25 protein-coding genes are annotated in these 22,312 nt (G+C 75.9%); 8 read left to right on the top strand and 17 right to left on the bottom strand.

Annotated elements, in window-relative coordinates; all coding sequences use genetic code 11:
• Positions 1 to 5 precede the first annotated feature (5 nt).
• Together ACI783_RS03795 and ACI783_RS03790 are read left to right on the top strand one after the other, a co-directional pair.
• A complete protein-coding gene (locus tag ACI783_RS03795; RefSeq protein ID WP_457139194.1) occupies positions 6 to 473 on the top strand; it encodes a RidA family protein in 468 nt (155 codons plus the stop codon).
• Entirely contained in the window at positions 470 to 1,264 is a 795-nt protein-coding gene (locus tag ACI783_RS03790) for an NUDIX hydrolase (protein ID WP_457139193.1), read from the top strand. The genes ACI783_RS03795 and ACI783_RS03790 overlap by 4 nt, the downstream gene beginning before the upstream one ends.
• A 66-nt stretch (positions 1,265 to 1,330) precedes the next feature.
• Here ACI783_RS03790 and ACI783_RS03785 read toward each other — a convergent pair whose 3' ends face one another.
• Both ACI783_RS03785 and ACI783_RS03780 read right to left on the bottom strand, forming a co-directional pair.
• Entirely contained in the window at positions 1,331 to 2,005 is a 675-nt protein-coding gene (locus tag ACI783_RS03785; RefSeq protein WP_457080196.1) for a Crp/Fnr family transcriptional regulator, read from the bottom strand.
• A 164-nt stretch (positions 2,006 to 2,169) separates the two neighbouring features.
• On the bottom strand, positions 2,170 to 2,463 hold the full coding sequence (locus ACI783_RS03780) for a hypothetical protein (RefSeq protein WP_457139192.1): 294 nt from the start codon (positions 2,461 to 2,463) through the stop codon (positions 2,170 to 2,172).
• Positions 2,464 to 2,621: 158 nt separating this feature from the next.
• Here ACI783_RS03780 and nth point away from each other — a divergent pair, with 158 nt between their 5' ends.
• Genes nth through ACI783_RS03755 form a run of 5 tightly spaced genes read left to right on the top strand, consistent with a single transcriptional unit; the run spans position 2,622 to position 6,436 of the window.
• On the top strand, positions 2,622 to 3,422 hold the full coding sequence (gene nth / locus ACI783_RS03775; protein WP_457139191.1) for an endonuclease III: 801 nt from the start codon (positions 2,622 to 2,624) through the stop codon (positions 3,420 to 3,422).
• On the top strand, positions 3,419 to 3,994 hold the full coding sequence (locus tag ACI783_RS03770) for a TlpA family protein disulfide reductase (protein WP_457139190.1): 576 nt from the start codon (positions 3,419 to 3,421) through the stop codon (positions 3,992 to 3,994). The genes nth and ACI783_RS03770 overlap by 4 nt, the downstream gene beginning before the upstream one ends.
• Positions 3,991 to 4,779, top strand: coding sequence for an NUDIX hydrolase (locus ACI783_RS03765; RefSeq protein WP_457139189.1), 789 nt, complete (start codon positions 3,991 to 3,993; stop codon positions 4,777 to 4,779). Before ACI783_RS03770 ends, ACI783_RS03765 begins: the two co-directional genes overlap by 4 nt.
• Positions 4,776 to 5,258 carry a plastocyanin/azurin family copper-binding protein gene (locus tag ACI783_RS03760; protein ID WP_457139188.1) on the top strand — a complete coding sequence of 161 codons (483 nt, stop codon included), beginning with the start codon at positions 4,776 to 4,778 and terminating at the stop codon, positions 5,256 to 5,258. Before ACI783_RS03765 ends, ACI783_RS03760 begins: the two co-directional genes overlap by 4 nt.
• Positions 5,255 to 6,436 carry a MarP family serine protease gene (locus tag ACI783_RS03755; RefSeq protein ID WP_457139187.1) on the top strand — a complete coding sequence of 394 codons (1,182 nt, stop codon included), beginning with the start codon at positions 5,255 to 5,257 and terminating at the stop codon, positions 6,434 to 6,436. Before ACI783_RS03760 ends, ACI783_RS03755 begins: the two co-directional genes overlap by 4 nt.
• 118 nt (positions 6,437 to 6,554) lie before the next feature.
• On the opposite strand, the gene ACI783_RS03750 is transcribed toward ACI783_RS03755, so the two are convergent.
• From ACI783_RS03750 to acs, 4 genes are all read right to left on the bottom strand, one after another.
• Positions 6,555 to 7,481 carry an alpha/beta fold hydrolase gene (locus ACI783_RS03750; protein WP_457139186.1) on the bottom strand — a complete coding sequence of 309 codons (927 nt, stop codon included), beginning with the start codon at positions 7,479 to 7,481 and terminating at the stop codon, positions 6,555 to 6,557.
• Positions 7,482 to 7,485: 4 nt separating this feature from the next.
• On the bottom strand, positions 7,486 to 7,989 hold the full coding sequence (locus tag ACI783_RS03745; RefSeq protein ID WP_457139185.1) for a phage holin family protein: 504 nt from the start codon (positions 7,987 to 7,989) through the stop codon (positions 7,486 to 7,488).
• 123 nt (positions 7,990 to 8,112) lie between these two features.
• Positions 8,113 to 8,769, bottom strand: a complete 657-nt coding sequence (locus ACI783_RS03740; RefSeq protein ID WP_457139184.1) for a helix-turn-helix domain-containing protein — start codon at positions 8,767 to 8,769, stop codon at positions 8,113 to 8,115.
• A gap of 321 nt (positions 8,770 to 9,090) precedes the next feature.
• Positions 9,091 to 11,082, bottom strand: a complete 1,992-nt coding sequence (acs, locus tag ACI783_RS03735) for an acetate--CoA ligase (RefSeq protein WP_457139183.1) — start codon at positions 11,080 to 11,082, stop codon at positions 9,091 to 9,093.
• A gap of 136 nt (positions 11,083 to 11,218) precedes the next feature.
• On the opposite strand from acs, the gene ACI783_RS03730 reads away from it, so the two are divergent.
• Entirely contained in the window at positions 11,219 to 11,947 is a 729-nt protein-coding gene (locus ACI783_RS03730; RefSeq protein WP_457139182.1) for a (2Fe-2S)-binding protein, read from the top strand.
• A gap of 151 nt (positions 11,948 to 12,098) precedes the next feature.
• Here ACI783_RS03730 and hflX read toward each other — a convergent pair whose 3' ends face one another.
• The 11 genes from hflX to ACI783_RS03675 all read right to left on the bottom strand — a co-directional run bounded on the left by hflX (position 12,099) and on the right by ACI783_RS03675 (position 22,276).
• On the bottom strand, positions 12,099 to 13,256 hold the full coding sequence (gene hflX / locus ACI783_RS03725) for a GTPase HflX (RefSeq protein ID WP_457139181.1): 1,158 nt from the start codon (positions 13,254 to 13,256) through the stop codon (positions 12,099 to 12,101).
• 131 nt (positions 13,257 to 13,387) lie between these two features.
• Positions 13,388 to 13,648, bottom strand: a complete 261-nt coding sequence (locus ACI783_RS03720) for a helix-turn-helix transcriptional regulator (RefSeq protein WP_457139180.1) — start codon at positions 13,646 to 13,648, stop codon at positions 13,388 to 13,390.
• The gene (locus tag ACI783_RS03715) at positions 13,645 to 14,499 is read right to left on the bottom strand and encodes an ABC transporter permease (RefSeq protein ID WP_457139179.1); all 855 of its coding nucleotides are present in this window, start codon (positions 14,497 to 14,499) and stop codon (positions 13,645 to 13,647) included. The genes ACI783_RS03720 and ACI783_RS03715 overlap by 4 nt, the downstream gene beginning before the upstream one ends.
• Positions 14,496 to 15,434 carry an ABC transporter ATP-binding protein gene (locus ACI783_RS03710; RefSeq protein WP_457139178.1) on the bottom strand — a complete coding sequence of 313 codons (939 nt, stop codon included), beginning with the start codon at positions 15,432 to 15,434 and terminating at the stop codon, positions 14,496 to 14,498. Before ACI783_RS03710 ends, ACI783_RS03715 begins: the two co-directional genes overlap by 4 nt.
• Positions 15,435 to 15,543: 109 nt before the next feature.
• On the bottom strand, positions 15,544 to 16,785 hold the full coding sequence (cobA, locus tag ACI783_RS03705; RefSeq protein WP_457139177.1) for a uroporphyrinogen-III C-methyltransferase: 1,242 nt from the start codon (positions 16,783 to 16,785) through the stop codon (positions 15,544 to 15,546).
• Positions 16,772 to 18,256, bottom strand: coding sequence for an Rv2231c family pyridoxal phosphate-dependent protein CobC (cobC, locus tag ACI783_RS03700; RefSeq protein ID WP_457139176.1), 1,485 nt, complete (start codon positions 18,254 to 18,256; stop codon positions 16,772 to 16,774). The genes cobA and cobC overlap by 14 nt, the downstream gene beginning before the upstream one ends.
• Positions 18,253 to 19,098: an energy-coupling factor ABC transporter ATP-binding protein gene (locus ACI783_RS03695; RefSeq protein WP_457139175.1), complete on the bottom strand. Its 846-nt coding sequence runs from the start codon at positions 19,096 to 19,098 to the stop codon at positions 18,253 to 18,255. The genes cobC and ACI783_RS03695 overlap by 4 nt, the downstream gene beginning before the upstream one ends.
• A complete protein-coding gene (gene cbiQ / locus ACI783_RS03690; RefSeq protein ID WP_457139174.1) occupies positions 19,095 to 19,829 on the bottom strand; it encodes a cobalt ECF transporter T component CbiQ in 735 nt (244 codons plus the stop codon). Before cbiQ ends, ACI783_RS03695 begins: the two co-directional genes overlap by 4 nt.
• Positions 19,826 to 20,137: an energy-coupling factor ABC transporter substrate-binding protein gene (locus ACI783_RS03685; RefSeq protein ID WP_457139173.1), complete on the bottom strand. Its 312-nt coding sequence runs from the start codon at positions 20,135 to 20,137 to the stop codon at positions 19,826 to 19,828. The genes cbiQ and ACI783_RS03685 overlap by 4 nt, the downstream gene beginning before the upstream one ends.
• A complete protein-coding gene (locus ACI783_RS03680) occupies positions 20,134 to 20,901 on the bottom strand; it encodes an energy-coupling factor ABC transporter permease (RefSeq protein WP_457139172.1) in 768 nt (255 codons plus the stop codon). The genes ACI783_RS03685 and ACI783_RS03680 overlap by 4 nt, the downstream gene beginning before the upstream one ends.
• On the bottom strand, positions 20,888 to 22,276 hold the full coding sequence (locus tag ACI783_RS03675) for a cobyrinate a,c-diamide synthase (protein ID WP_457139171.1): 1,389 nt from the start codon (positions 22,274 to 22,276) through the stop codon (positions 20,888 to 20,890). The genes ACI783_RS03680 and ACI783_RS03675 overlap by 14 nt, the downstream gene beginning before the upstream one ends.
• Positions 22,277 to 22,312 lie beyond the last annotated feature (36 nt).

The following is a 22,312-nucleotide window of genomic DNA, read 5'->3' as shown; positions in this document are numbered from 1 at the left end:
TCGGCGTGAGCACCCCGCAGAGCTGGCACGCCCGGCTGGCCGAGCTGGGCGTCCGGCTGCCCCCGGTGGCGGCCCCGGTCGCCGCGTACGTCCCGGCGATCCGCACCGGTCAGCTGGTCTTCACCTCCGGGCAGCTGCCCTTCGTCGACGGCGGGCTGCGCCGCACCGGCAAGGTGGGCGGCTCGGTCGACGTCGAGGACGCCGCGGCCGACGCCAAGGTGTGCGCCCTCAACGCGCTGGCCGCGATCGACGACCTGGTCGGGCTGGACAACGTGGCCCGGATCGTGCGGGTGGTCGGGTACGTCGCCAGCGCGGAGGGCTTCAGCGCCCAGCCGCGGGTGGTCAACGGTGCCAGCGAGCTCCTCGGCCGGGTCTTCGGGGAGGCCGGGCAGCACGCCCGTAGCGCCGTCGGCGTCGCCGAGCTGCCGATGAACGCCCCGGTCGAGGTGGAACTCACCGTCGAGCTGCGGTGAGCACGCCGGCGCCGGTTCGGCAGGCGGCGACGGTGCTGCTGGTGCGGGACGGCGCCGGGGGCCTGGAGGTGCACCTGCTGCGCCGTACCCGGGCCATGCCCGCCGCCGGGGGGATGACCGCCTACCCCGGTGGCGGCGTCGACGAGCGCGACGGCGACGTCGAGACCGCGTGGGTCGGGCCACCACCGGCGGAGTGGGCGGCCACCTGGGGTTGCGACGAGCGGCTGGCGCGGGAGCTGGTGTGCGCCGCCGTCCGGGAGACCTTCGAGGAGGCGGGCGTGCTGCTGGCCGGCCCGCCGGGGCGCGGCGTCGTCCCCGACGTCTCCGGCGCCGACTGGGAGGACCAGCGGCGCGCGCTGGTCGCCCGGGAGCTGTCACTGGCCGAGCTGCTGGCCGCTCGTGGCCTGGCGGTGCGCGCGGACCTGCTGCGCCCGTTCGCGCACTGGATCACCCCGCCGGCCGAGCGCCGCCGGTACGACACCAAGTTCTTCCTGGCGCTGCTGCCCGTCGGTCAGGAGGCCCGCGACGTCTCCGGGGAGGCGGACGAGGCGGGCTGGGCCACCCCGGCGGCCGCGCTGGCCGAGCACGCCGCGGGCACCCGGCCGATGCTGCCGCCCACCGTGCACACCCTGGGCCAGCTGGCCGCCTTCCCCGATGCGCTCAGCGCCCTGGCCGGGTCGCCGCCTGCGCCGGTGGTGCCGATCAGCCCGAGGTTCGTGCGCGGGCCCGATGGCCTCGTCGCCGTGCTGCCCGACGGCACCCGCATCCCGATGGTCCGCCCCGCGACCTGACTGCCGGGGACAGCGCGAGGGCCCCCGCTCCGGCTGGAACGGGGGCCCTCGTCAGACGGTCCTTCGTCAGCGCGCGCGGCGGCGCAGCCGTTCCTCGTCGAGGACGACGACGGACTTGCCCTGCAGCTGGATCCAGCCGCGGTGCACGAAGTCGGCCAGCGCCTTGTTCACCGTCTCGCGGGAGGCGCCGACCAGCTGGGCCAGCTCCTCCTGCGTGAGGTCGTGCTTGACCCGCAGGCCCTCGCCTTCCCGGCTGCCGAAGCGGTCGGCCATCTGCAGCAGCGCCTTGGCCACCCGGCCGGGCACGTCGGTGAAGATGAGGTCGGCGACCGAGTCGTTGGTGCGGCGCAGCCGGCGGGCCAACACGCGCAGCAGCTGCTCGCCGATCTCCGGGTGCGCAGTGATCCACGGCCGCAGCATCGTGTTCGGCATCTTGGCCAGCCGCACGTCGGTGACCGCGGTGGCGGTGGCGGTGCGCGGGCCGGGGTCGAAGACCGACAGCTCGCCGAACTGGTCGGACGGACCCATGACGGCCAGCACGTTCTCCCGGCCGTCCGGCGCCCGACGGGAGAGCTTGATCTTGCCGGACAGCACGACGTAGAGGCTGTCGCCCGACTCGCCCTCGTTGAAGACCACGCGGCCGCGGGGCAGCGTCACCGTCTCGAGCGCGCTGGCCACCGGTTCGGCGGCCTCCTCCGACAGCCCCTGGAAGAGCCCGGACTGGGCAAGTACCTCGTCCACGTGCACCTCTCGCAACGTCCTCGCGGGAGCGATGGCGACCCGCGTTCCCGCAGAGTCTAGGCCCTGTGGCCAGGCTCACCCGTGCGGTCAGTCACCGGCCTGCCCACTCAGAGTGGGGTCGAACCGTCAGCGCGGGCCCGGGCGGCCGTTCACCCGGGGTCCGTTCAGTCGGGGTCCCGGCCCTCCTCGGCGCGGGTGCTGTCGAAGTCCAGCACCGCCGGCTGGGCTGGTGGGGTCATCGTCCGCGGGCGGCGCCGGCGGCGGGCCCGCCAGCGGCTCATCGCGCGGCGGATGCCCGAGGCGGCCAGGGTGCCCACCTCGCCCGGGGTCGCCGTGTCGAGGAACGCCTCGACCTCGCGTGGTGACGCCGGCCGGCGCAGCGGCTCCTCGACCCGCTCCATGACGAGCAGGAACGCGATCAGCAGCGGCGGGAACAGGATGACGATGAGGGCGACCACGAGCACCTCCTCGGCGGCGTCTCCGGGCGGGGAGGCCCGGGTGGGAAGACGACGTCCGTCGTGCGGTCGGGTGGTGTGCCCGGCCGGATGCCGGGCGGTGCACCGTCAGCGAGTATGACGGGCACTGGCCGTCGGTGCCGACGCCTACCCTCGGTCGCGTGTCCGAGCCCGTGACCCCGCCGGCCTACACCCGGCCCGCCGCACCCCGCCGTCCGGCCCGCGCCGCGCGGCTGGGCGTCCCGCCCTTCGACCCGGAGGAGAGCCCGCTGGCCCGCACCCGGCGGGCCCGGCGGATCAACCGGGAGCTGGCGCTGATCCACCCCGATGCGCACTGCGAGCTGGACTTCACCACGCCGCTGGAGCTGCTGGTCGCCACCGTCCTGTCCGCGCAGACGACGGACAAGACGGTGAACAAGGTGACGCCCGTGCTGTTCACCCGGTACCCGGACGCCGCCGCGTACGCCGGCGCCGACCGCGCCGAGCTGGAGGAGATCCTGAAGCCGACCGGGTTCTTCCGCGCAAAGGCCAACTCGGTGATCGGGCTGGGGCAGGCGCTGGTCGAGCGCTTCGACGGCGAGGTGCCCGCCCGGCTGGCCGACCTGGTCACGCTGCCCGGGGTCGGCCGCAAGACCGCCAACGTGGTGCTCGGCAACGCCTTCGGGGTGCCCGGGCTGACCGTCGACACGCACTTCGGCCGGCTGGTGCGCCGGTTCGGCTGGACGGGGGAGGAGGACCCGGTCAAGGTCGAGACCGAGGTGGCCGAGCTGATCCCGAAGAAGGAGTGGACGATCTTCTCCCACCGGGTGATCTTCCACGGGCGGCGCGTCTGCCACGCCAAGAAGCCGGCCTGCGGCGCGTGCGGGCTCGCCTCGTGGTGCCCGTCCTACGGCATCGGGCCGGTCGACCCGCAGGTCGCGGAGAAGCTGGTGAAGACCCCGGCCGCCTCGGACACCGAGTGAGCCGCCGCCTCGCCGTCCTCGCGGCGGCCGTCCTGCTGCTGGCCGGCTGCAGCTCCGAGGAGTCGGAGCCCGAGCCGCCGGCGCCCGCCGCCGCCCCCGACGTGCGGACCGACCTCGCGGCCTGCCCCGAGCAACCCGACGAGCCGGCGCCGGACGGTGACCTGACCGGGCTGTCGTTCGCCTGCTTCACCGGTGGCCACCTCGACCTGGGGCGGGCCCAGGGCACCCCCACCGTGGTCAACCTCTGGGCCAGCTGGTGCGGTCCCTGCCGCGAGGAGCTGCCGCTCGTGCAGGAGCTGGCCGACACCGCCGGCGACCGGCTGCGGGTGCTGGGCGTCGACAGCCAGGACCGGGCCACCGCCGGTGCCTCCTTCGCCGACGAGGCCGGGGTCACCCTGCCCACCGCCGTCGACGAGGACGGCGAGATAGGCACCGCGCTCGGCCTGCGCGGACTGCCGCACACGCTGTTCCTCACCGCCGACGGATCGCTCGCGCACGTGCAGATCGGCCAGGTGCACTCGCTGGCCGAGTTCGAGGAGCTGGTCGCCGAGCACCTGGGCGTGCCGCTGTGACCGCCGCACCCGAGGAGCTGGCCGATCTCCCCGAGCACGTGCGGCGTCTCGTCGCGGCGGCCGGAGAGCTGTCGCTGTGGCACCGGCACGACCCCCGGTCCGCCCGCTCGGCCAGCGCCCGCCGCTCGGCGGTGCTCCTGCTGTTCGGCGAGGGCCCCGGCGGGCCGGACGTGCTGCTCATCGAGAAGTCCGCGCACCTGCGCCGGCACGCCGGCCAGCCGGCCTTCCCCGGCGGCGGTGCCGACCCGGGGGAGGAGTACCCGGTGGCCACGGCGTTGCGCGAGGCCCACGAGGAGGCCGGCGTCGACCCGGCCGGGGTCCGGGTGCTGGCGACCCTGCCGGCGCTGTTCCTCGGCCCGTCGGACAACCTGGTCGTCCCGGTGGTCGGCTGGTGGGACGACCCGCGGGACGTGACGGTCGGGGACCCGTACGAGGTCGCCCGGGTGGCCCGGGTGCCGCTGGCCGAGCTGGCCGACCCGGCCAACCGGTTCCGGGTGGGCCACCCCAGCGGCTACGTCGGCCCGGCGTTCGACGTCGCCGGAATGGTGGTCTGGGGGTTCACCGCCGCCCTGCTCGACGCGGTCCTGGAGGCCGCGGGCCTGGCCCGCCCCTGGGACCAGCGCGACGTCCGGCCGCTTCCCGTCCCCCCGGTGCCCGTCCTCCCGGACGGCGGGGACCCGCTGGCCACCGACCTGCTCGACGAGGAGCCGGCCGGCCGCGCCGCGCCGACGGTGGCCGACGACGCCGGGCGCACAGGCGGTCCGCGTACCGTCCCGGGACCATGAGCGCAGCCCAGGCCCGCGCGCGGGCGCGGCGCAGCCCACGCCCACCGGCGTCGGTGCTGCTGGTCGTCCTCGCCCTGCTCGGGGTGGCCCTGGCCGGCTGTTCCAACCGGACGCCGGTGCTGCCGGAGGCCACCCGCACCGCCGGCGGTGATGTCGGCACGGTGACCACGACGGCCGACGGCGTCCAGGAGATCACCCTGACCACCGGCGACGACTACGTCTTCACGCCGGACACCTTCACCGTCGAGCCGGGCACCGTGCGGGTGACCGTGCGCAACGTCGCCGAGCGGCTGACCCACAACTTCCGCTTCACCCCGGACACGGGCCCGGCGCCGATCGAGCCGGCCATCCCGGTGCTCAGCCCCGGGGAGGAGGACACCATCGAGTTCGAGGTGACCGAGCCGGGCGACTACCCCTTCGAGTGCAGCTTCCACATCGCGCTCGGCCAGGTCGGGACGATGACGGTGCGCGCCCCGTGAGCCTGGTCGATCTCGCGCTGATCGTCCTGGCGATGCTCTTCGCGCTCTCCGGGTTCCGGCAGGGCCTGATCGTGTCGGCGACCTCGTTCGTCGGGTTCTTCGGCGGCGCGGTGATCGGCGCGCAGCTGTCCGGGCCGATCGCCGACGAGCTGGCCGGTTCCTCGGTCACCCGGGTGTTCGTCGCGCTGGTCGTCGTCCTCGCCGGTGCCCTGCTCGGTCAGCTGCTGGCCGGTGTCCTGGGGCGCGCGGTGCGCACCCGGGTCACCTGGGAGCCGGCGAAGGTGCTCGACTCGATCGCCGGAGCCGTGGTCTCCGCGGCGGCGGTGCTGCTGGTGGCGTGGATGGTGGCCATCCCGCTGGCCAGCTCCCCGTTCCCCGGGGTGGCCGCGCAGGTGCGTGAGTCGAGCCTGGTGCAGTCGGTCGACCGCGCGGTCCCCGAGCAGGTGCGCTCGCTGTACGAGTCGCTGCGCGACGCGATCGACCGGCAGGGGCTGCCGGACGTCCTGGACCCGCTCACGCCCACTCAGGCGCGCGACGTCCCCGCCCCCGACCAGGCGCTGCTGGCCAGCCCGGTCGTCGAGCAGGTGCGGGGGTCGGTGGTGCAGATCCGGGGGATCGCCGGCTCCTGCGCCCGGCAGATCGACGGGTCGGGGTTCGTCTACGCCGACGAGCGGGTGATGACCAACGCGCACGTGCTGGCCGGGGTCAGCCGGCCCACCGTCAACGCCGAGGGCCAGACCTACGACGCCACCCCGGTCTACGTCGACGAGGCGACCGACGTGGCGGTGCTGGCCGTCCCCGGGCTGCCCCAGGTGCCGCTGCGTTTCACGCCAGTGCCCGCCGACACCGGCGACGACGCCATCGTCATGGGCTACCCGGGTGGGGGTGGCCTGTACGTCGGCCCGGCGCGGGTGCGGGACCGCGGGCCGATCAGCGGCCCGGACTTCCGCGCGCTGCGCACCGTGGAGCGCGACGTCTACGCCCTGTACGGGCAGGTGCGCGCGGGCAACTCCGGGGGCCCGCTGCTGGCGCCCGACGGCTCGGTGCTCGGGGTGGTGTTCGCCTCGGCCATCGACGACCCGGACACCGGCTACGCGCTGACCTACGACCAGGTCCGCACGGCGGCGGAGCAGGGCCAGCGGTCGGCCGCGGCGGTGGGCACCGGCTCCTGCGAGTAGAAGGTCGAAGGACCCCACCCTCATCCCTCGCAGGCTCGGGACGAGCCTCTGGGTGGGGCCGTGGCCCCACCGCTCGCAGGCTCGCGGCGGGACCCTGCAGCGGGGCCGTTCCATCAGGTCACGTGGCCCAGTCGGCGATCGCCGCGGTCACCTCGTCCGGGGCCTCCTCGTGCGGGAAGTGCCCGACCCCGGGCAGTTCCCGCCACCGGTACGCACCGGCCACGTAGCGGTCGGACCCGCGGGCGGTGGCCGGCAGGACGTGCGGGTCCCGGGCACCGTGCAGCTGCAGCGTGGGCGCGGTGATCGGCGCGGCCATCCGCCGGGCGAACCGCAGCCCGTCCGGCCGCAGCTGCGAGCGGCCGGCCCAGCGGTAGTACTCCATCGCCCCGTAGGCGGCCTGCGGGATGCGGGCCGCCGAGCGGTAGCGCTCGACGGCCTCGGCGAAGTCGGCGGTGTGCACCCAGGAGGGGCCCGACCAGCGGCGCATCAGCTCGGCCACCGGGTCGTCGTCGGCGCGGGTGAGGCGCTGCTCGGGCAGCCGGGGCAGCTGGAAGCGCAGGGCGTAGGCCATCGCGCGGCGCTGCTGGGCGGACGACATGCCGGCCCGCAGCCGCCGCGGGTGGGCGGCGGAGACCACCACCAGCCGGCGCACGGTGCGCGGGTGCAGGGCGGCCATCGTCCAGCCGACCAGTCCGCCCCAGTCCGAGCCGACGACCACCGCCTCGGTCTCCCCGAGGGAGCGGATGACGGCCGCCGCGTCGGCTGCGGCCGTGGGCAGGTCGTAGCCGCGGGGCGGCTTGTCGCTGGCCCCGTAGCCACGCAGGTCGGGGGCGACCACCCGCAGCCCGGCCGCCGCGAGCCCGGCCAGCTGGGACCGCCAGGCCCACCAGAACTCCGGGAAGCCGTGCAGCAGCAGGACCAGCGGCCCCGCACCGGCTTCGGCTGCGTGCAGCCGGACGCCGTTGGCGGAGACGTCCCGGTGCGTCCAGGGGCCGGGCAGCAGCGCGCTGGTGGCGTCGGGCGGCCCTTCGCCGGGCAGGCTCACCGGGTCAGCGCAGAGGGGCGTGCGCGTCCTGCCGGACGACCTGGCCGTCGCGGACCGTGGGCAGGTCGTGCGTGCGCTGGCCGGGGGCCTCGCGGCGCATCACGTCGGGGAGGTCATGCAGCGTCTCGATGGTGCGCTCGGGCTTCTTGATCTTCTTGACCAGCCGCCAGCCCACGAACCCGACCACTGCGGCCAGCAGGACCAGGAGGGCGAAGACGATGAGGAACGCCGCCCAGCGGGGGAGCCAGACGGCGAGCAGTTCGGCGAGGAAGAAGAAGAAGAACAACCCGGCGAAGGCGAGCATCGCGCCGGCGGCGGCGAACGCCCCGGCGCCGGCGCCGCCCCGCTTGACGGAGGCGCCGATCTCGGCCTTGGCCAGCTCGATCTCCGAGCGGACCAGGATGGAGACGTCGGTCATCGCGCTCTTGGCCAGCGTGCCGACCGAGGGCTCGGTGGCGCCGGCGGCGGTCGATCCCGTCTGCGGGTGCGTCGGCACACTCTGGGCCACGGGTGGCTCCTCCCTCATCGGCGCCGGGCGGACTCCCGGCGCATCGAACTGCACATGATCGTGCCGCATCTGGCCGATCGTCGCTGGCCGGGGTCACTCCTCAGGAGTGGGGCGACCGTGGGTTCACCCGATGTCGCAGCGGCACGGGCAGTCGGCGACGTGGGGGTGGGCCTGCTCGCGGGCGGGTGCGGGGTCCTCGGTGAGGAGCAGCTCGTCGCACCCCGGTGGGCAGCCGCAGTCCGGGTCGCCCCAGCCGAAGTTCGTGTCGTGCCCGGCCCGCGCCCGGGCGTCCCGCCGGCGTCGGCGCTCGTCCTCCCGGGCGTCGCACGCCGCCCGTGCCCGGGTGCGCGCTCGCTCCTCCGGTGCGTCCGCCGGACCAGGCGTCAGGTGGCCGTCCGGCGTGCCCCCGAGCCGGCGCCGGTCGTCGCGGACCTCCCGGACCCGGTCGAACGTGTACCAGGGCTGCTGCCGGTCGTAGCGCTGCTCGCCGTGCCACCAGTCCTGGTCACCGAACCGGGTGTCGAGATGGGCCGGGTAGCGGCGCCCGCCGGCATCGCGCACCGCGTCCAGCGCCATCGCCGGCACCTCGGTCCCGGTCTGGTCCGCCAGGGTCACCCGGAGACCGACCAGGGTCGCCGCGCGGCAGAGCAGGCGGGCAGGGACGTCCCGCCGGCCGCTCTCCGCCTGGCCGATCGCGCCGACGCTGACCCCCAGCTGGCGGGCGAGGTCGCGTTGGGACAGATCGCCACGACGCCGGATGCGCCGGAGCAGCCCACTCACCCACTCGGCTGGTGGCGGCTGGCCGTCGGGCCCATCCTCGGGCGACGGGTGCAGTGGGCCGGTCGGCGGCGGGTCATCGGGCACCGTGCCGATGCTGCCGTCGCCGCGGACCTCGCAGCGGCGTCTGACGGCTTCTGTGGACGGGCGCCGCAGGGCGGACGCGCGGCACCTGTGGGTGCGGGAGCTTGTGCTCTGCTCACTGGGGGTGAGCAGAGCACAAGCTCCCGAGGGGAGACCCCGGCCCCGGCCCCGGCCCCGGCCCGGGCCCCGTCCCCGGCCCCGGCCCGAGCGTGCGAGGGGTGAGGAGGACGGGGTCCTTCGTCAGTCGTCGGAGCCGCTGGAGGGCAGCTTGGCGCTGATCAGGTCCATGACCGAGGAGTCGGTCAGGGTGGTGACGTCGCCCAGCTCCCGGTTCTCGGCGACGTCCCGGAGCAGGCGGCGCATGATCTTGCCCGAGCGGGTCTTGGGGAGCTCCTGCACGACCATGATCTGCCGCGGGCTGGCGATCGGGCCGATCTCCTTGCGCACGTGCAGCCGCAGCTCCTTGACCAGGTCGTCACCCCGGTCGACGGCGTCCCCGCGCAGGATGACGAAGGCGACGATGCCCTGGCCGGTGGTCGGGTCGGTGGCGCCCACGACGGCCGCCTCGGCGACGGTCGGGTGGCTGACCAGGGCCGACTCCACCTCGGTGGTGGAGATCCGGTGGCCGGACACGTTCATCACGTCGTCGACCCGGCCGAGCAGCCAGATGTTGCCGTCGGCGTCCTTCTTGGCGCCGTCGCCGGCGAAGTAGACGTTCTTGCCGAACCGCGACCAGTAGGTGTCGACGTACCGGTCGTCGTCGCCCCAGATGGTGCGCAGCATCGACGGCCACGGCTCGGTGAGCACCAGCAGGCCGGTGGAGTCGTCGGCGAGCTCGTTGCCCTCGTCGTCGACGACCTTGGCGGAGATGCCGGGGAAGGGGTGCTGGGCGCTGCCGGGGACGAGCTTCGTGACGCCGGGCAGCGGGGTGATCATGTGACCGCCGGTCTCGGTCTGCCACCAGGTGTCCACGATCGGGCAGCGGCCGCCGCCGATGTTCTTGTGGTACCAGAGCCAGGCCTCGGGGTTGATCGGCTCGCCGACCGAGCCGAGCAGTCGCAGCGAGGAGAGGTCGAAGCCGGCCGGGACGTCGTCGCCCCACTTCATGAACGTGCGGATCGTGGTCGGGGCGGTGTACAGGATCGTGACCCCGTACTGCTGCACGATCTCCCACCAGCGGCCCCGGTGCGGCGTCTCCGGCGTGCCCTCGTACATCACCGACGTCGCCCGGTTGGCCAGCGGCCCGTAGACGATGTAGCTGTGGCCGGTGACCCAGCCGACGTCGGCCGCGGTCCAGAAGACGTCGGTGTCCGGCTTGAGGTCGAAGGTCGCCCAGTGCGTGTAGCTGACCTGGGTCAGGTAGCCGCCGGAGGTGTGCAGGATCCCCTTGGGCTTCGCCGTCGTGCCCGAGGTGTACATGATGTAGAGCGGGTGCTCGGCGTCGAAGGCCTGCGCCTCGTGCTCGGCCGACTGGCCGGCGACCAGGTCGTGCCACCAGACGTCGCGGCCCTCGGTCCACTCGACGTCGGTCTCGGTGCGCTTGACCACCAGCACGCTGCGTACGCCGTCCGACCCGTCCGACGCGACCTTGGTCAGCGCCTCGTCGACGTTCGGCTTGAGCGGGCTCGGAGCGCCCCGCCGGTAGCCGCCGTCGGCGGTGATGACGACCTTGGCGTCGGCGTCGGTGATCCGGCTGGCGAGGGCGTCGGGGGAGAAGCCGCCGAAGACGACCATGTGGACGGCGCCGATGCGGGCGCAGGCCAGCATGGAGATCACCGCCTCGGGGATCATCGGCAGGTAGATCGCGACCCGGTCACCGGCGGTCACCCCCAGCTCGGTGAGCGCGTTCGCGGTGCGGCAGACCTCGTCCTTGAGCTCGGCGTAGGTCAGCGTGCGGGTGTCGCCGGGCTCGCCGACCCAGTGGTAGGCGACCTGGTCGCCGTGCCCGGCGTCCACGTGCCGGTCGACGCAGTTGACCGCGACGTTGAGCTTCCCCCCGACGAACCACTTCGCGAACGGCGGGTTGCTCCAGTCCAGCGCCTGTTCCCACGGCTGTGCCCAGTCCAGCCGGCGGGCGGCGTCCTCCCAGAAGCCGACCCGGTCGGCCGCGGCCCGCTCGTAGGTGTCGGGCCCCGCGTTGGCGGAGGCGGCGAGGGCCTCCGGGGGCGGGAACCCGCCCTCGGGCAGCTGGCTGGACAGGCCCTGGGCGTCGTTCGTCTGGGTCTCGCTCATGCGCCACCTCCGGATCCGGGCGCCGCCCCACCGGTGAGGCGACGCTGTCTCTGCTGCACAACCTATGGCCCCGGTCACCTCTCCGTCAGGTGCCCCCGCACGTCGCCCTGGAACGCGGCCGGGCGAAACTGTCGCGGTGGACACCGGGACGACGCGGTTCGCCGGGCTGCCCGGTGCAGCGGGGCTCGGGCTGCTCCCGCCACCGTCGGCGGTCGCCGTCCCGGCGACCCGGTTGGCCCACCCCGACTGGACCCGCGAGGTGCTCGCCGCCCGGGCGCCCCGGCAGGGCACCGACGACCGGCGGGTGCTGGCCACCGTGTGGTGGTACTCGGCCTCCAGCGTGCTGCTCGGGCCGTTCCTGGCCGGGCTGGTCACTGGTCTGCCGGTGTCCGCCCGGCTCGCCGACACGACGCTGTACCTGCTGAGCGGGCACGCCCCGGTCGCCGCGACGGCCGGCGACCCGGCCGGCGGCGGTGCTCCGTCCGGTGACCTGCGGCCGGCTCTCGCGGCCGTGATCACCGCGGTGGCCTCGGCCGGTGGGCTGCGGGAGCGGCCGCTGTGGGCGATCGCCACCGACTCGATCGCGAACCGGCTGCTCGCGCTGGGCCGGGCCACCGGCGACGTCGCGGCGGCGACCGCCCTGGCCGGGCCGCTGGCCGCGGAGATCGGCCCGCCGCTGCCCGCGCCGCGGTTCACCGACGTCCCCCGACCCGGTGGGGGAGTCGTCCGGTTCGCCCGCCGGGCGTCCTGCTGCCTGCTGTACCGGGTGCCGCACGAAGTCACGTGCACGGCGTGCCCGCGGCGTCCCCCGGCGCACCGCGAGGTGCTGCTGGAGGACGCCGCGGTCCGCGTGCCCCCGGACTGAGGGCAGCCACAGATCGCGGCGTCGACGGCGGCACCGTCCGCCGCATCTCGGCCAGCAGTCCGGGGCCCGAGCAGGCCCCTGAGCGGGGCGCCGGTGGCGACGACGCCGGCGCGGCAGGCGGGTGGTGTGCAGGCACCACCGCCCGCCGCGCTCAGCGCAGGGCCGCGGCGATCGCCGCCCGCAGGTCGTCGAGCCCCTCACGGGTGAGCGCCGAGACCGGCACGGCGTCGGGATAGGCGGCGCGCAGCGACGCCACCCACTCCGGCGGTGCGATGTCGACCTTGTTCAGCGCGAGCAGCTCGCGGTGATCCCGGGCGCCGATCTCGTAGAGCACCCCGCGCACCGTGGTCACCTGCGCCATCGCGTCGGCGGCCGAGGCGTCGACGACGTGCAGCACCAGGTCGGCGTCGGTGACCTCCTCCAGGGTGGAGCGGAAGGCGTCGACGAGCTGGTGCGGGAGGTGCCGGACGAACCCGACCGTGTCGGTGAGAGTGACCTCCCGGCCGTCGGGGGTCCGCGCCCGCCGGACCGTGGGGTCCAGGGTGGCGAACAGTGCGTCCTGGACCAGCACGTCGGCACCGGTGAGCCGGTTGAGCAGGGCGGACTTCCCGGCGTTGGTGTAGCCGGTCAGCGCCACCGACGGCACCCGCGCGCCCCGCCGTCGGGACCGGGTGCGCTCCCGCCGGCGGCCGGTCTCGGCCACCTGGCGGCGCAGCTGGGCCATCCGGCGGCGCAGGTGCCGGCGCTGGGTCTCCAGCCGCTGCTCACCGGGGCCGCGGACGCCGATCCCGGCGCCTCCGGCGACCCGGCCGCCGCCGACCCGGGACAGCTCGGTGCCCTGTCCGCGCAGTCGGGGGAGCTGGTAGGCGAGCTGGGCCAGCTCCACCTGGGCCTTGCCCTCGCTGCTGCGGGCGTGCTGGGCGAAGATGTCCAGGATCAGCGCGGTCCGGTCGACCACCCGCGCGCCCACCCGGTCCTCCAGGTTTCGCACCTGGGCCGGGCTGAGCTCGCCGTCGGCGATGACCAGTCCGGCGCCCTCGTCCCGGACCAGCCCGGCGAGCTCGCCCACCTTGCCGGAGCCCAGGTAGGTGGCCGGATCGGGCCGGTCTCGGGCCTGGGTCAGCCGCGCGACCACGGCCACCCCGTCGGTCTCGGCCAGCCGGGCCAGCTCGTCGAGGCCGCCGGCGTCGTCGTCGGCGCGGTCGAGCCCGAGCAGCACGGCGCGCGTCACGTCGTCGTCGGAGCGGGTGCTGGCGTCGTCCGGGACGACGTCGGCACCGCCGGAGCGGACCAGCCACGGACCGGGCACGAGGGCCTCCTCAAGACACGCCCGGCCGGACCGGGCCCCGGGCTGCCGGCTCTGCTCGCCGTCGCGCCACCGCAGGTGACCCCGGTCGGACCAGCTTCGCCGTCCGGGCGGCGCGTGGCCACCCGAGGGGCTCAGGCGGTCGATGCCTCCCCCGGGTCGGTGCGGTGCAGGTCGGTGACCCGGGGGAACGGGGCGAGGGAGAAGACCGCCTCGACCGGCACCCGGAAGAACTCGGCGATCCGCAGCGCCAGGGCGAGGCTGGGGCTGTACTCGCCGCGTTCCAGGTAGCCGACGGTCTGGTAGTGCACCCCGAGCGCGTCGGCCAGCTCCCGCCGCGTCACCCCCTGCTCGGCGCGCAGCAGCGAGATCCGGTTGTGCACACCCTCGGTCACCTGACCCACTGCAGCGCCGCCTCCCGCGCGGCCTGCACCTGCGAGCCCGACTGCCGCCGGGCCATCCGGCGCAGCACCCGCGGTGCGAGCAGACAGCCCACCACGGCCCACGCGGCCAGCACGAGGACGGCCACCCCGGGCCGCCAGACGTCGCCGAGCTCGGCGGCGGCCGCCCCGTCGGGCAGGAACGCCCAGCGCAGCCCGTGGCCGAGCCAGTAGACCGGGAACACCTGGGCGACGGCCTGCACCCACCCCCACAGCGCCTGGATCGGCACGACGATGCCGGAGATCCCCAGCAGGACGAGGACCGGGAGCATCCCCCAGGTGCCCACCTTCTGGACGCTGGGCACCACCGACCCGATGACCATGCCCCAGGGCAGGAACGCGAGCAGGGCGACTGCGATCAGCCCGACGGTGACGGCCCAGCCGGCCGTCCCCCGGTGCATCAGGTCGTCGAAGAGCAGCAGGCTGGGCACGAGCAGGACCAGCAGCGTCGGCACCAGGTTCAGGCTCTGCAGCGTCAGCTGTCCGGTGACGTAGCCGGGCATGCCGGCCGGCAGCGCCTTGTGCCGCAGCAGCGTGCCGTCCTCCCGCTCCATGGCCAGCGCGTACGCCGGGCCGATGACGACGCCGAAGACGAGCAGCCCGCCGAGGATGCTGGGCAGCGCGAACGACGGGTAGAGCAGGCCCGTGCCGTCCAGCTCGTTGTCCCGGTTGATCCACAGCCAGCCGAGCGTGATGCCGCCCATGAACAGGTAGAAGCCCTGGTCCTGCGGGCTGCGCAGCCCCTGGACGAACTCCGTCCAGCCGCGGCGCAGGCCGAGGCCGATCGCGTGCCGGGTGGCGTTCACCGGGTCACCTCCACCAGCTCGGGGGAACGGGGGGCCGACTCGAACCGGTGCACCATCGCCAGGTAGGTGTCCTCCAGGTCGGCGCGACGCACCTCCAGGTCGGTGAGCTCGTCGCCGTGCTGGGTGAGCAGCTGGCGGACGAAGGGCACCGGCTCGTCGGTGGGGTGCACGAAGTGCTCGCCGGCGCAGGTCCAGCGCGCCTCGCTGCGGCCGGCGACCTGCCGGGCGAGCTCGTCCGGGCTGCCGTCGGCGACGATCCGCCCGTCGGTGAGGATCAGGATCCGGTCGGCCAGCCGCTCGGCCTCCCCGAGGTCGTGGGTGGTGAGCAGGATGCTGGTGCCCTCCAGGTCCGACAGCCGGTGCACCAGGTCGTGGAAGTCGCGCCGGGCCTCGGGGTCGAAGCCGGCGGTCGGCTCGTCCAGGAACAGCAGCTCGGGCCGGCCGATGATGCCGACGGCCACGTCGAGCCGCCGGCGCTGCCCGCCGGAGAGGGTGGCGATCTTCCGGTCGGCGTTCTCGACGAGGCCGACGGTGTCCAGCAGCCACTCGACGTCGTAGGGGCGGGGGTGCTCCGGCGTCGCGTACGGCGCGTAGTACCCGCCGAGGTAGGTCAGCAGCCGGCGCGGGGTCCAGCGGGGGTGGTCACGCCAGGACTGGAGCACCACGCCGATCCGGGCGCGCCAGGCGTCGTCCCCGGTGGCCGGGTCGGCGCCCAGCACCCGGACCTCGCCGGCCGAGGGCAACCGGAAGCCCTCGAGCACCTCGATGGTGGTGGTCTTGCCGGCGCCGTTGGGGCCGAGCAGGCAGACGACCTCGCCGGGGTGGACGTCGAAGTCCACCCCGGTCAGCACCTGTTTCGGCCCGAAGGCCATCCGCAGGTCGCGCACGTGGACGACGGGCTCGGGGGGCGGGGGTGTCGAGGGGACGGCGTGCACGTGCACCACTCCTTCGGCCGCTGGGTGCGGTCATAGTAGGAGTGCTACATCGGCAGCACTAGTGCTTTGGGCGCGCACGCGCGGGCACACCGCGTGGCGGGCGACCGGGTCAGGCCGGCGGCGCGCCGAGGCCGACGACGTCGCCGACCACCCAGACCGCCGGCGGGCGGATGCCGGCGTCCGTGATCGCCTCGCCCAGGCCGGCGAGGGTCGTGCGCACCGTCCGCTGGCCGGGGGTGGCCCCGTCGGCGACCACGGCGACCGGGGTCTGCGGGTCGCGCCCGTGCTCGACCAGGGCGGCGGCGATCCGCCCGGCGGTGTCCACGCCCATCAGGACGACCAGCGTGCCGCGCAGCCGGCCCAGCGCCGCCCAGTCGACCAGCGACGCCGGGTGCCCGGGCGGCACGTGCCCGGAGACGACGACGAACTCGTGGGTCATCCCGCGGTGGGTGACCGGCACCCCGGCCAGCCCCGGGACGGCGATCGCGCTGGTCACCCCGGGGACGACCTCCACCGGCACGCCGGCGGCAGCGCAGGCCTCCAGCTCCTCCCAGCCCCGGCCGAAGACGAACGGGTCACCGCCCTTGAGGCGCACCACCCGCTTGCCGGCCAGCGCCCGGTCGACCAGGAACTGGTTGATCTGCTCCTGGGCCATGGACCGCCCGCGCGGCAGCTTGGAGGCGTCGATCACCTCGACCTCGGCGGGCAGCGAGGCGAGCAGGCCCTGCGGGGCGAGGTGGTCGGCGACGACGACGTCGGCGGTGGCCACCGCGTGCCGCCCCCGGACGGTGACCAGGCCCGGGTCGCCGGGCCCGCCGCCCACCAGCACGACGCTGCCGGCGGCGCCCTCGGTGGGGCGGGCGGCGCGGTCGGAGATCGAGCCGTCGATCAGCCCGGTGAGCACCGCGTCGCGCACGCCGATGGCCCGCTGCGGATCGCCCCCGCCGTGCACGCCGACCACCAGGTCGCCCTGCCGGCCGACGGCGGGGGTCCAGGCGCTGGAGGCCGACCGGTCGTCGGCGCGGGCGCAGAACACCCGGGCCCGCTCGGCCTCCTCGGCGATCGCGGCGTTGACCTCGGGGTCGTCGGTGGCGGCGACGGCGTACCAGGCGCCGTCCAGGTCGCCGCGCACGTACCGGCGGGGGTGCCAGGTCACCGAGCCGGGGGCGACGAGGGCCTCCAGCGCCGGGGTCACCTCGGGGCTCACCACGGTGACCAGGGCGCGGGCCTCGAGCAGCCCGGCCACCCGGCGGTGGGCCACCTGGCCGCCGCCGACCACCACGACACGGCGTCCGGCCAGGCGCAGCCCGACCGGGTAGACGGCGGCCGGGGCGGGGTCAGGCGCGGTCATCGGTCTCCTCTGCCAGGGCGGCCGGGCGGGGTGGCAGATCAGCGGCGACGTCGGCGGTGACCCGCTCCAGGATCGCAGCCAGCGCCTGGCCGAACGCACGGGAGGTCCCCGGGTCGCGCACGGCGACCCGCAGGTGGTCGCCGGTCAGCCCCGGGAAGGTGTCCCCGCGGCGCACCGCCCAGCCCGCCTCCCGGAGCAGGGCACGGACCCGGGGGCCGCCGGGCACGCGCAGCAGCACGAACGCCGAGGCGGGGTCGCCGACGACCTCCACCCCGGCCGGGAGGGCCGCCAACAGCTCCCGCCGGTGCGCGGTGAGCTCGTCGGCCACCGCTGCGGCCTCGGCCCGGGCACGGTCGGTCGTGCACGCGACCAGCGCGGCCAGCGCCGGGGTGGAGACCGGCCAGTGCGGCTGCTGAGCGGCGAGGGCGGTGACCAGGTCGGGCGGGCCGAGGGCGTAGCCGACCCGCAGCCCGGCCAGGCCCCAGGTCTTGGTCAGGCTGCGCACCACCAGCACGCCGGGCAGGTCGGTGCGGTGCGCCAGGGACGCCGGCTCGCCGGGCACCGAGTCGGCGAACGCCTCGTCGACCACCAGCACCCGGCCGGGCCGGGCGAGCGCCGCCACCGTGTCGGCGGGGTGCAGCACCGAGGTCGGGTTGGTCGGGTTGCCGAGCACCACCAGGTCGGCGTCCTCCGGCACGGCCGCGGCGTCCAACCGGTACTCCGGGGCGGGCAGCAGCAGCCGCTCGACGGGGTGGCCGGCCGCCCGCAGCGCCGCCTCGGGCTCGGTGAACGAGGGGTGCACGACGACGGCCCGCCGCGGGGTGAGCGCCCGGGCCAGCAGGGTGAACGTCTCGGCCGCCCCGGCGGTGAGCAGCACCTCTGCCGGGTCCCGCCGGTGCGCGGCGGCGACTGCGGCGCGGGCGGGGCGCGGGTCGGGGTAGCCGGCGCTGGCGTCCAGCGCCTCGTGCAGCACCTCCCGCAGCCAGGCCGGCGGCGCGTCGGCCCGCACGTTCACCGCCAGGTCGGTCAACCCCGGCCCGACCTCGGCGTCGCCGTGGTGCCGCAGGTCGACGTCGCCGCCGTCGTCCCCGCCGTCGTTCCCGCCAAAATGGCCATTTTGGCGGGGACGGGTTGCGACCGCCACGGTCACCCGGCCGACCACGGTCTTGCCGACGACGAGCTGCCCCCCGCCGAGCAGCGCGGCGGCCTCGGCGACCGAGCCGGTGCCCACCGCGGCCGCGACCCGCGCGGAGGGGGTCGGCACGGGCACCGCGGCCAGCGCCGATGCGGGGTGGCCGGCCAGCGGCCAGCCCCGCCGCTCCGCGGCCTCGCGGAGCCCGGGCTCCGCGGCCCGGGCGTCCAGGGTGGCGAGCCCCACGGGGCCGGCGTCGGCAGGCAGCACGGCGTCGACCGCGGCCAGCACCTCCTCGGCGGTCACCCCGGAGACGGCGCCGACCCCGACGGTGATCACGCCCGGACCCCGGGGGAGTCGGGCAGTGCGGCGAGCAGGGCGTCGGCGTCGCGCGGGAGGGCGCCTTCGGGCAGCAGCCCGAGCTCGCGCAGCCGGGCACCCACGGTCAGTGCCCAGGGGCGGTCCAGCCGGGCGCGGGCCAGCAGCGCGTCGTCGCTCAGCACGGCCTCCGGCGTCCCCTGCACCACCCGGCCGTCGACGACGACGGCGACCTCGTCGGCCCAGCGCAGCGCCAGGTCGACGTCGTGGGTGCTCATCACCACGGTCGAGTCGGCCTCCTGCAGCCGGGCGAGGGCGGCCAGCGCCTCGCCGACCGCGGTCGGGTCCAGCCCGGCGGTCGGCTCGTCCAGCAGCAGCACGCAGGGGCGCATCGCCACCGCGCCGGCCATCGCCACCCGCTTCCGCTCGCCGTAGGACAGCTGGTGGGTGGGGCGGTCGGCCAGGTGGGTGACCGCCAGCAGCTCCAGCGCCTCGGCGACCCGGGCGCGCACCTCGTCCTCGGTCAGGCCCAGGTTGACCGGGCCGAATGAGACGTCCTGCGCCACGGAGGCGCTGAACAGCTGGTCGTCGGGGTCCTGCAGCACCAGCTGCACCGCCTGCCGGTGGGCGCGCAGCCCCGCGCGGGTGTGGCGCAGCTCGGCGCCGTCCAGCGTGACCCGGCCGCGGGCCGGCTCCAGCGCGCCGGACAGGCAGCGCAGCAGCGTCGTCTTCCCCGAGCCGTTGGCGCCGAGCACCGCCAGCCGCCGGCCCGCCGGCACGGTCAGCGAGGCGCCGTCGAGCACCGGCCGGCGGCGGTCGTAGCCGACGGTGAGCCCGGCCGCGGCCAGCGTCAGGTGGCTCACGCGAGGACTCCGACGGTGACCAGCGCGGCCAGCCCGGCGACGGTGAGCGCCTCGAAGCGGCGCGAGCCCGGCAGCGTCTCGGGCAGCACCCGCAGGCCGGTCTCCATGCCCCGGCCGGCCAGCCCGTCCTGCAGCCGCCGGGCCCGGTCCCAGGAGCGGGTCAGCACCGCGGCGGCGAGCACCCCGCTGGATCGGTAGGAGCGGCGCACCGTCGAGTGGCCCATCCGCGCGGTCTGCGCCTCGCGGATGGTGGTCAGGCTGGTCAGCAGCACGAACAGCAGGCGGTAGGTGACCGAGGCGACCTCCACCACCGCGGCCGGCACCCGCAGCCGCTGCAGCGCGGGCAGCAGGTCCGACATCGGCGTCGTCGTCGCCAGCAGCAGCACGGCGGCGCTGCCGGCCAGCGCGTGCCCGACCAGCCCGCCGGCCCGTTCGGCGGCGTCCGGAGCCCAGCCGAGCCCGCCGTCGCCGACCTGCACGACCGCGGTCAGCGCGCCGATGGCGATGAACGCCAGTGGCAGCCGGATGGCCCGGCCGAACGTCCGTGCCGGCACCCGGGCCGGGCCGAGCGCCAGGACGACGGCGGCGAGCCCGACCAGCACGCTGCCCGGCCAGGCCGGCAGCACCAGCGCGCTGAGCACCAGCCCGCCGGAGAGCAGCAGCTTGTCGGCGGGGGAGCGCCGCCGCCAGGTGCTGGCCCAGGCCGCGTCGTCGATCGCGAGCCCGGTCACGGCCCTGCGGTGGGGCTCTCCGCTGCCCGGGGCGCCGTCCGCCGGCCGCGCAGCCGGCCGAGCACGTACCCGAGCACGCCGCCGCCCAGCGCGGCCTGCAGCGCGAACAGGCCGGACTCGATCTCCGACGAGCCGGGGGAGAAGACCGACTCGAACCACGGCTCGTAGCCCGGGGCGGACTCCTGCACCAGCTCGGTGGCCTGGCTGTCGGTGCCGGCGTACTCGCTCTCCCGGTCCAGCAGCAGCGGGGTGGCGAACAGCGCGACGACGGCCAGCACGAGCAGCGCGGTGACCAGGTGCCGCCTCATCGGAGCCCCTCCCCGGGTGCTTGGTCGCGCGAAAGCGCGGGTGCTTGGTCGCGCGAAAGCGCGGGTGCCTGGTCGCGCGAAAGCGCGGGATCGGGGTCGGGGGCCGGGCGGAGGACGCCGAGGCGCTCGAGCTCGGGCCGGGCGTTGACGGTGAGCACCCGGAACAGCAGGACGCCGAGCAGCCCCTCGCCGACCGCCAGCGGCACCTGGGTCAGCGCGAAGACGCCCAGGTACTTCAGCGCCGCGCCCACCAGCCCGCTCTCCGCGTCGGGGAAGGCCAGCGCCAGCTGCAGCGACGTCGTCACGTAGGTGGCCAGGTCGGCCAGCGCCATCGCGGCGAACACCCCGGGCAGCAGCCCGCCGCCGCAGCGGCGCACCAGCCGGTAGGCCCCGTAGCCGACCCACGGCCCGACCACCGCCATCGAGAACGCGTTGGCGCCCAGCGTGGTGAGCCCGCCGTGCGCGAGCAGCAGCGCCTGGAACAGCAGCACCACCGTGCCGAGCAGCGCCATCACCGGGGGCCGGAACAGGACCGCGCCCAGCCCGGTGCCCGTGGGGTGGCTCGAGCTGCCGTTGAACGAGGGCAGCTTGATCGCGCTCAGCACGAAGGTGAACGCACCGGCCGCGCCCAGCAGCAGGGTGGACTCCGGGTGCTCGCGAACCTCCTTCACCACCGCGCGGGCGCCGTGCACCACGAACGGGGCGGCGACGAGCGTCCAGCCGACGGCGTGCGGCGCGGGCAGGAACCCCTCAGCGATGTGCATGGCCGACCTCCTGGGCGAGCCGCGCGGCGGCGGCGACGAAGCGGGTGGCCATCCCGGGTGATCCGGCCCAGTTCAGGTGCAGGTAGCTGGCGTGCACGTTGCCGCTGACGAAGCCCTCCGGGCCGTCGGCGCTCCACTGCCAGGCGGGGGTCGGCCCCGCGCCCGGGCCGGCGGTGGTCCGGTGGAACTCGTGCCCGCGCACCCGGGTGCCGGCCGGGGCCAGCACGCTGTCGGTCAGCGCGACCGCCGCCCGGTAGCCCAGGGTCAGCCGCGGGTGCATCGCCGTCGTCGTGGGCAGCACACCGCACATCGGCTCGCCGTCCAGTGCCTGCGAGAGGTACAGCAGCCCGGCGCACTCGGCGGCGATGGGGCCACCGCGCGCGGCGAGGTCGGCGATCGCCGACCGCAGGCCGACGTTCGCGCTCAGCGCGGACGCGTGCACCTCGGGGAAGCCGCCGCCGACCACCAGCGCCCGGGTGCCCGCGGGGAGCGCGTCGTCCCGCAGCGGGTCGACCGTGCAGACCTCCGCGCCGGCGGCGGTGAGCAGCTCGGCGGTCTCGGCGTAGCCGAAGGTGAACGCCGGGCCACCGGCGACGGCGACCACCGGCCGGCCCTCGACCCGGGTGACCTCCGCCGCCGGGTCCCAGGGTTCGCCGGGCAGGTCCGGTGCGGTGCGGGCCAGCCGCAGGACGGCGTCCAGGTCGACCGACGACTCGACCACCGAGCCCAGGGCGCGCACGGTGCGCACCGCATCGGCCGACCGTTCGGCAGCGGGGACCAGGCCGAGGTGGCGGGAGGGGGTGGACAGGTCCTCGATCCGGCGGACCGCACCCAGCACCGGCACCCCGGCCGCGCCCAGCGCCTCGCGCAGGATCGCCTCGTGCCGGTCGGTGCCCACCCGGTTGAGGACCACGCCGCCGATCCGCACCGTCGGGTCGAAGGTGGCGAAGCCGTGCACCAGCGCCGCGACGCTGCGGGCCTGCGAGGCGGCGTCGACGACGAGCACCACCGGTGCCCGCAGGTGGGTGGCCAGCTGCGCCGTCGACCCGTAGCCGGGCTCGACGCTGGCGTGCGCGGCGCCGTCGAACAGCCCCATGACCCCCTCGACCACCGCGACGTCGGCGCCGCGGGAGCCGTGCAGGAACAGCGGGGTGATCCGGTCGTCGCCGACCAGCCACGGGTCGAGGTTGCGCCCCGGGCGGCCGGCGGCCAGCCCGTGGTAGCCGGGGTCGATGTAGTCCGGCCCCACCTTGTGCGGGCTCACGGTGAGCCCGCGGGCGGTCAGCGCGGCGATCAGGCCGGTGGTGAGCGACGTCTTGCCGGCGTTCGACGACGGCGCGGCGACCACGATCCGCGGGATGTGGTGGGTGCTCATGCGGCCGCTCCCGCGTTGAGCATCGGCAGGTGGTCG

Source organism: Modestobacter sp. SYSU DS0511 (assembly GCF_054050755.1).
The sequence above is the reverse complement of the archived record's forward strand: the minus strand, read 5'-3'. Positions and strand labels throughout refer to the sequence as shown.

What these genes read in the sequence shown, in the direction of transcription:
- ACI783_RS03760 (WP_457139188.1), top strand. Translation starts at nt 4,776, where the DNA reads ATGAGCGCAGCCCAGGCCCGCGCGCGGGCGCGGCGCAGCCCACGCCCA.
- acs (WP_457139183.1), bottom strand. Translation starts at nt 11,082, where the DNA reads ATGAGCGAGACCCAGACGAACGACGCCCAGGGCCTGTCCAGCCAGCTG.
- cobA (WP_457139177.1), bottom strand. Translation starts at nt 16,785, where the DNA reads ATGACCGCGCCTGACCCCGCCCCGGCCGCCGTCTACCCGGTCGGGCTG.
- ACI783_RS03685 (WP_457139173.1), bottom strand. Translation starts at nt 20,137, where the DNA reads ATGAGGCGGCACCTGGTCACCGCGCTGCTCGTGCTGGCCGTCGTCGCG.
- ACI783_RS03680 (WP_457139172.1), bottom strand. Translation starts at nt 20,901, where the DNA reads ATGCACATCGCTGAGGGGTTCCTGCCCGCGCCGCACGCCGTCGGCTGG.
- ACI783_RS03675 (WP_457139171.1), bottom strand. Translation starts at nt 22,276, where the DNA reads ATGAGCACCCACCACATCCCGCGGATCGTGGTCGCCGCGCCGTCGTCG.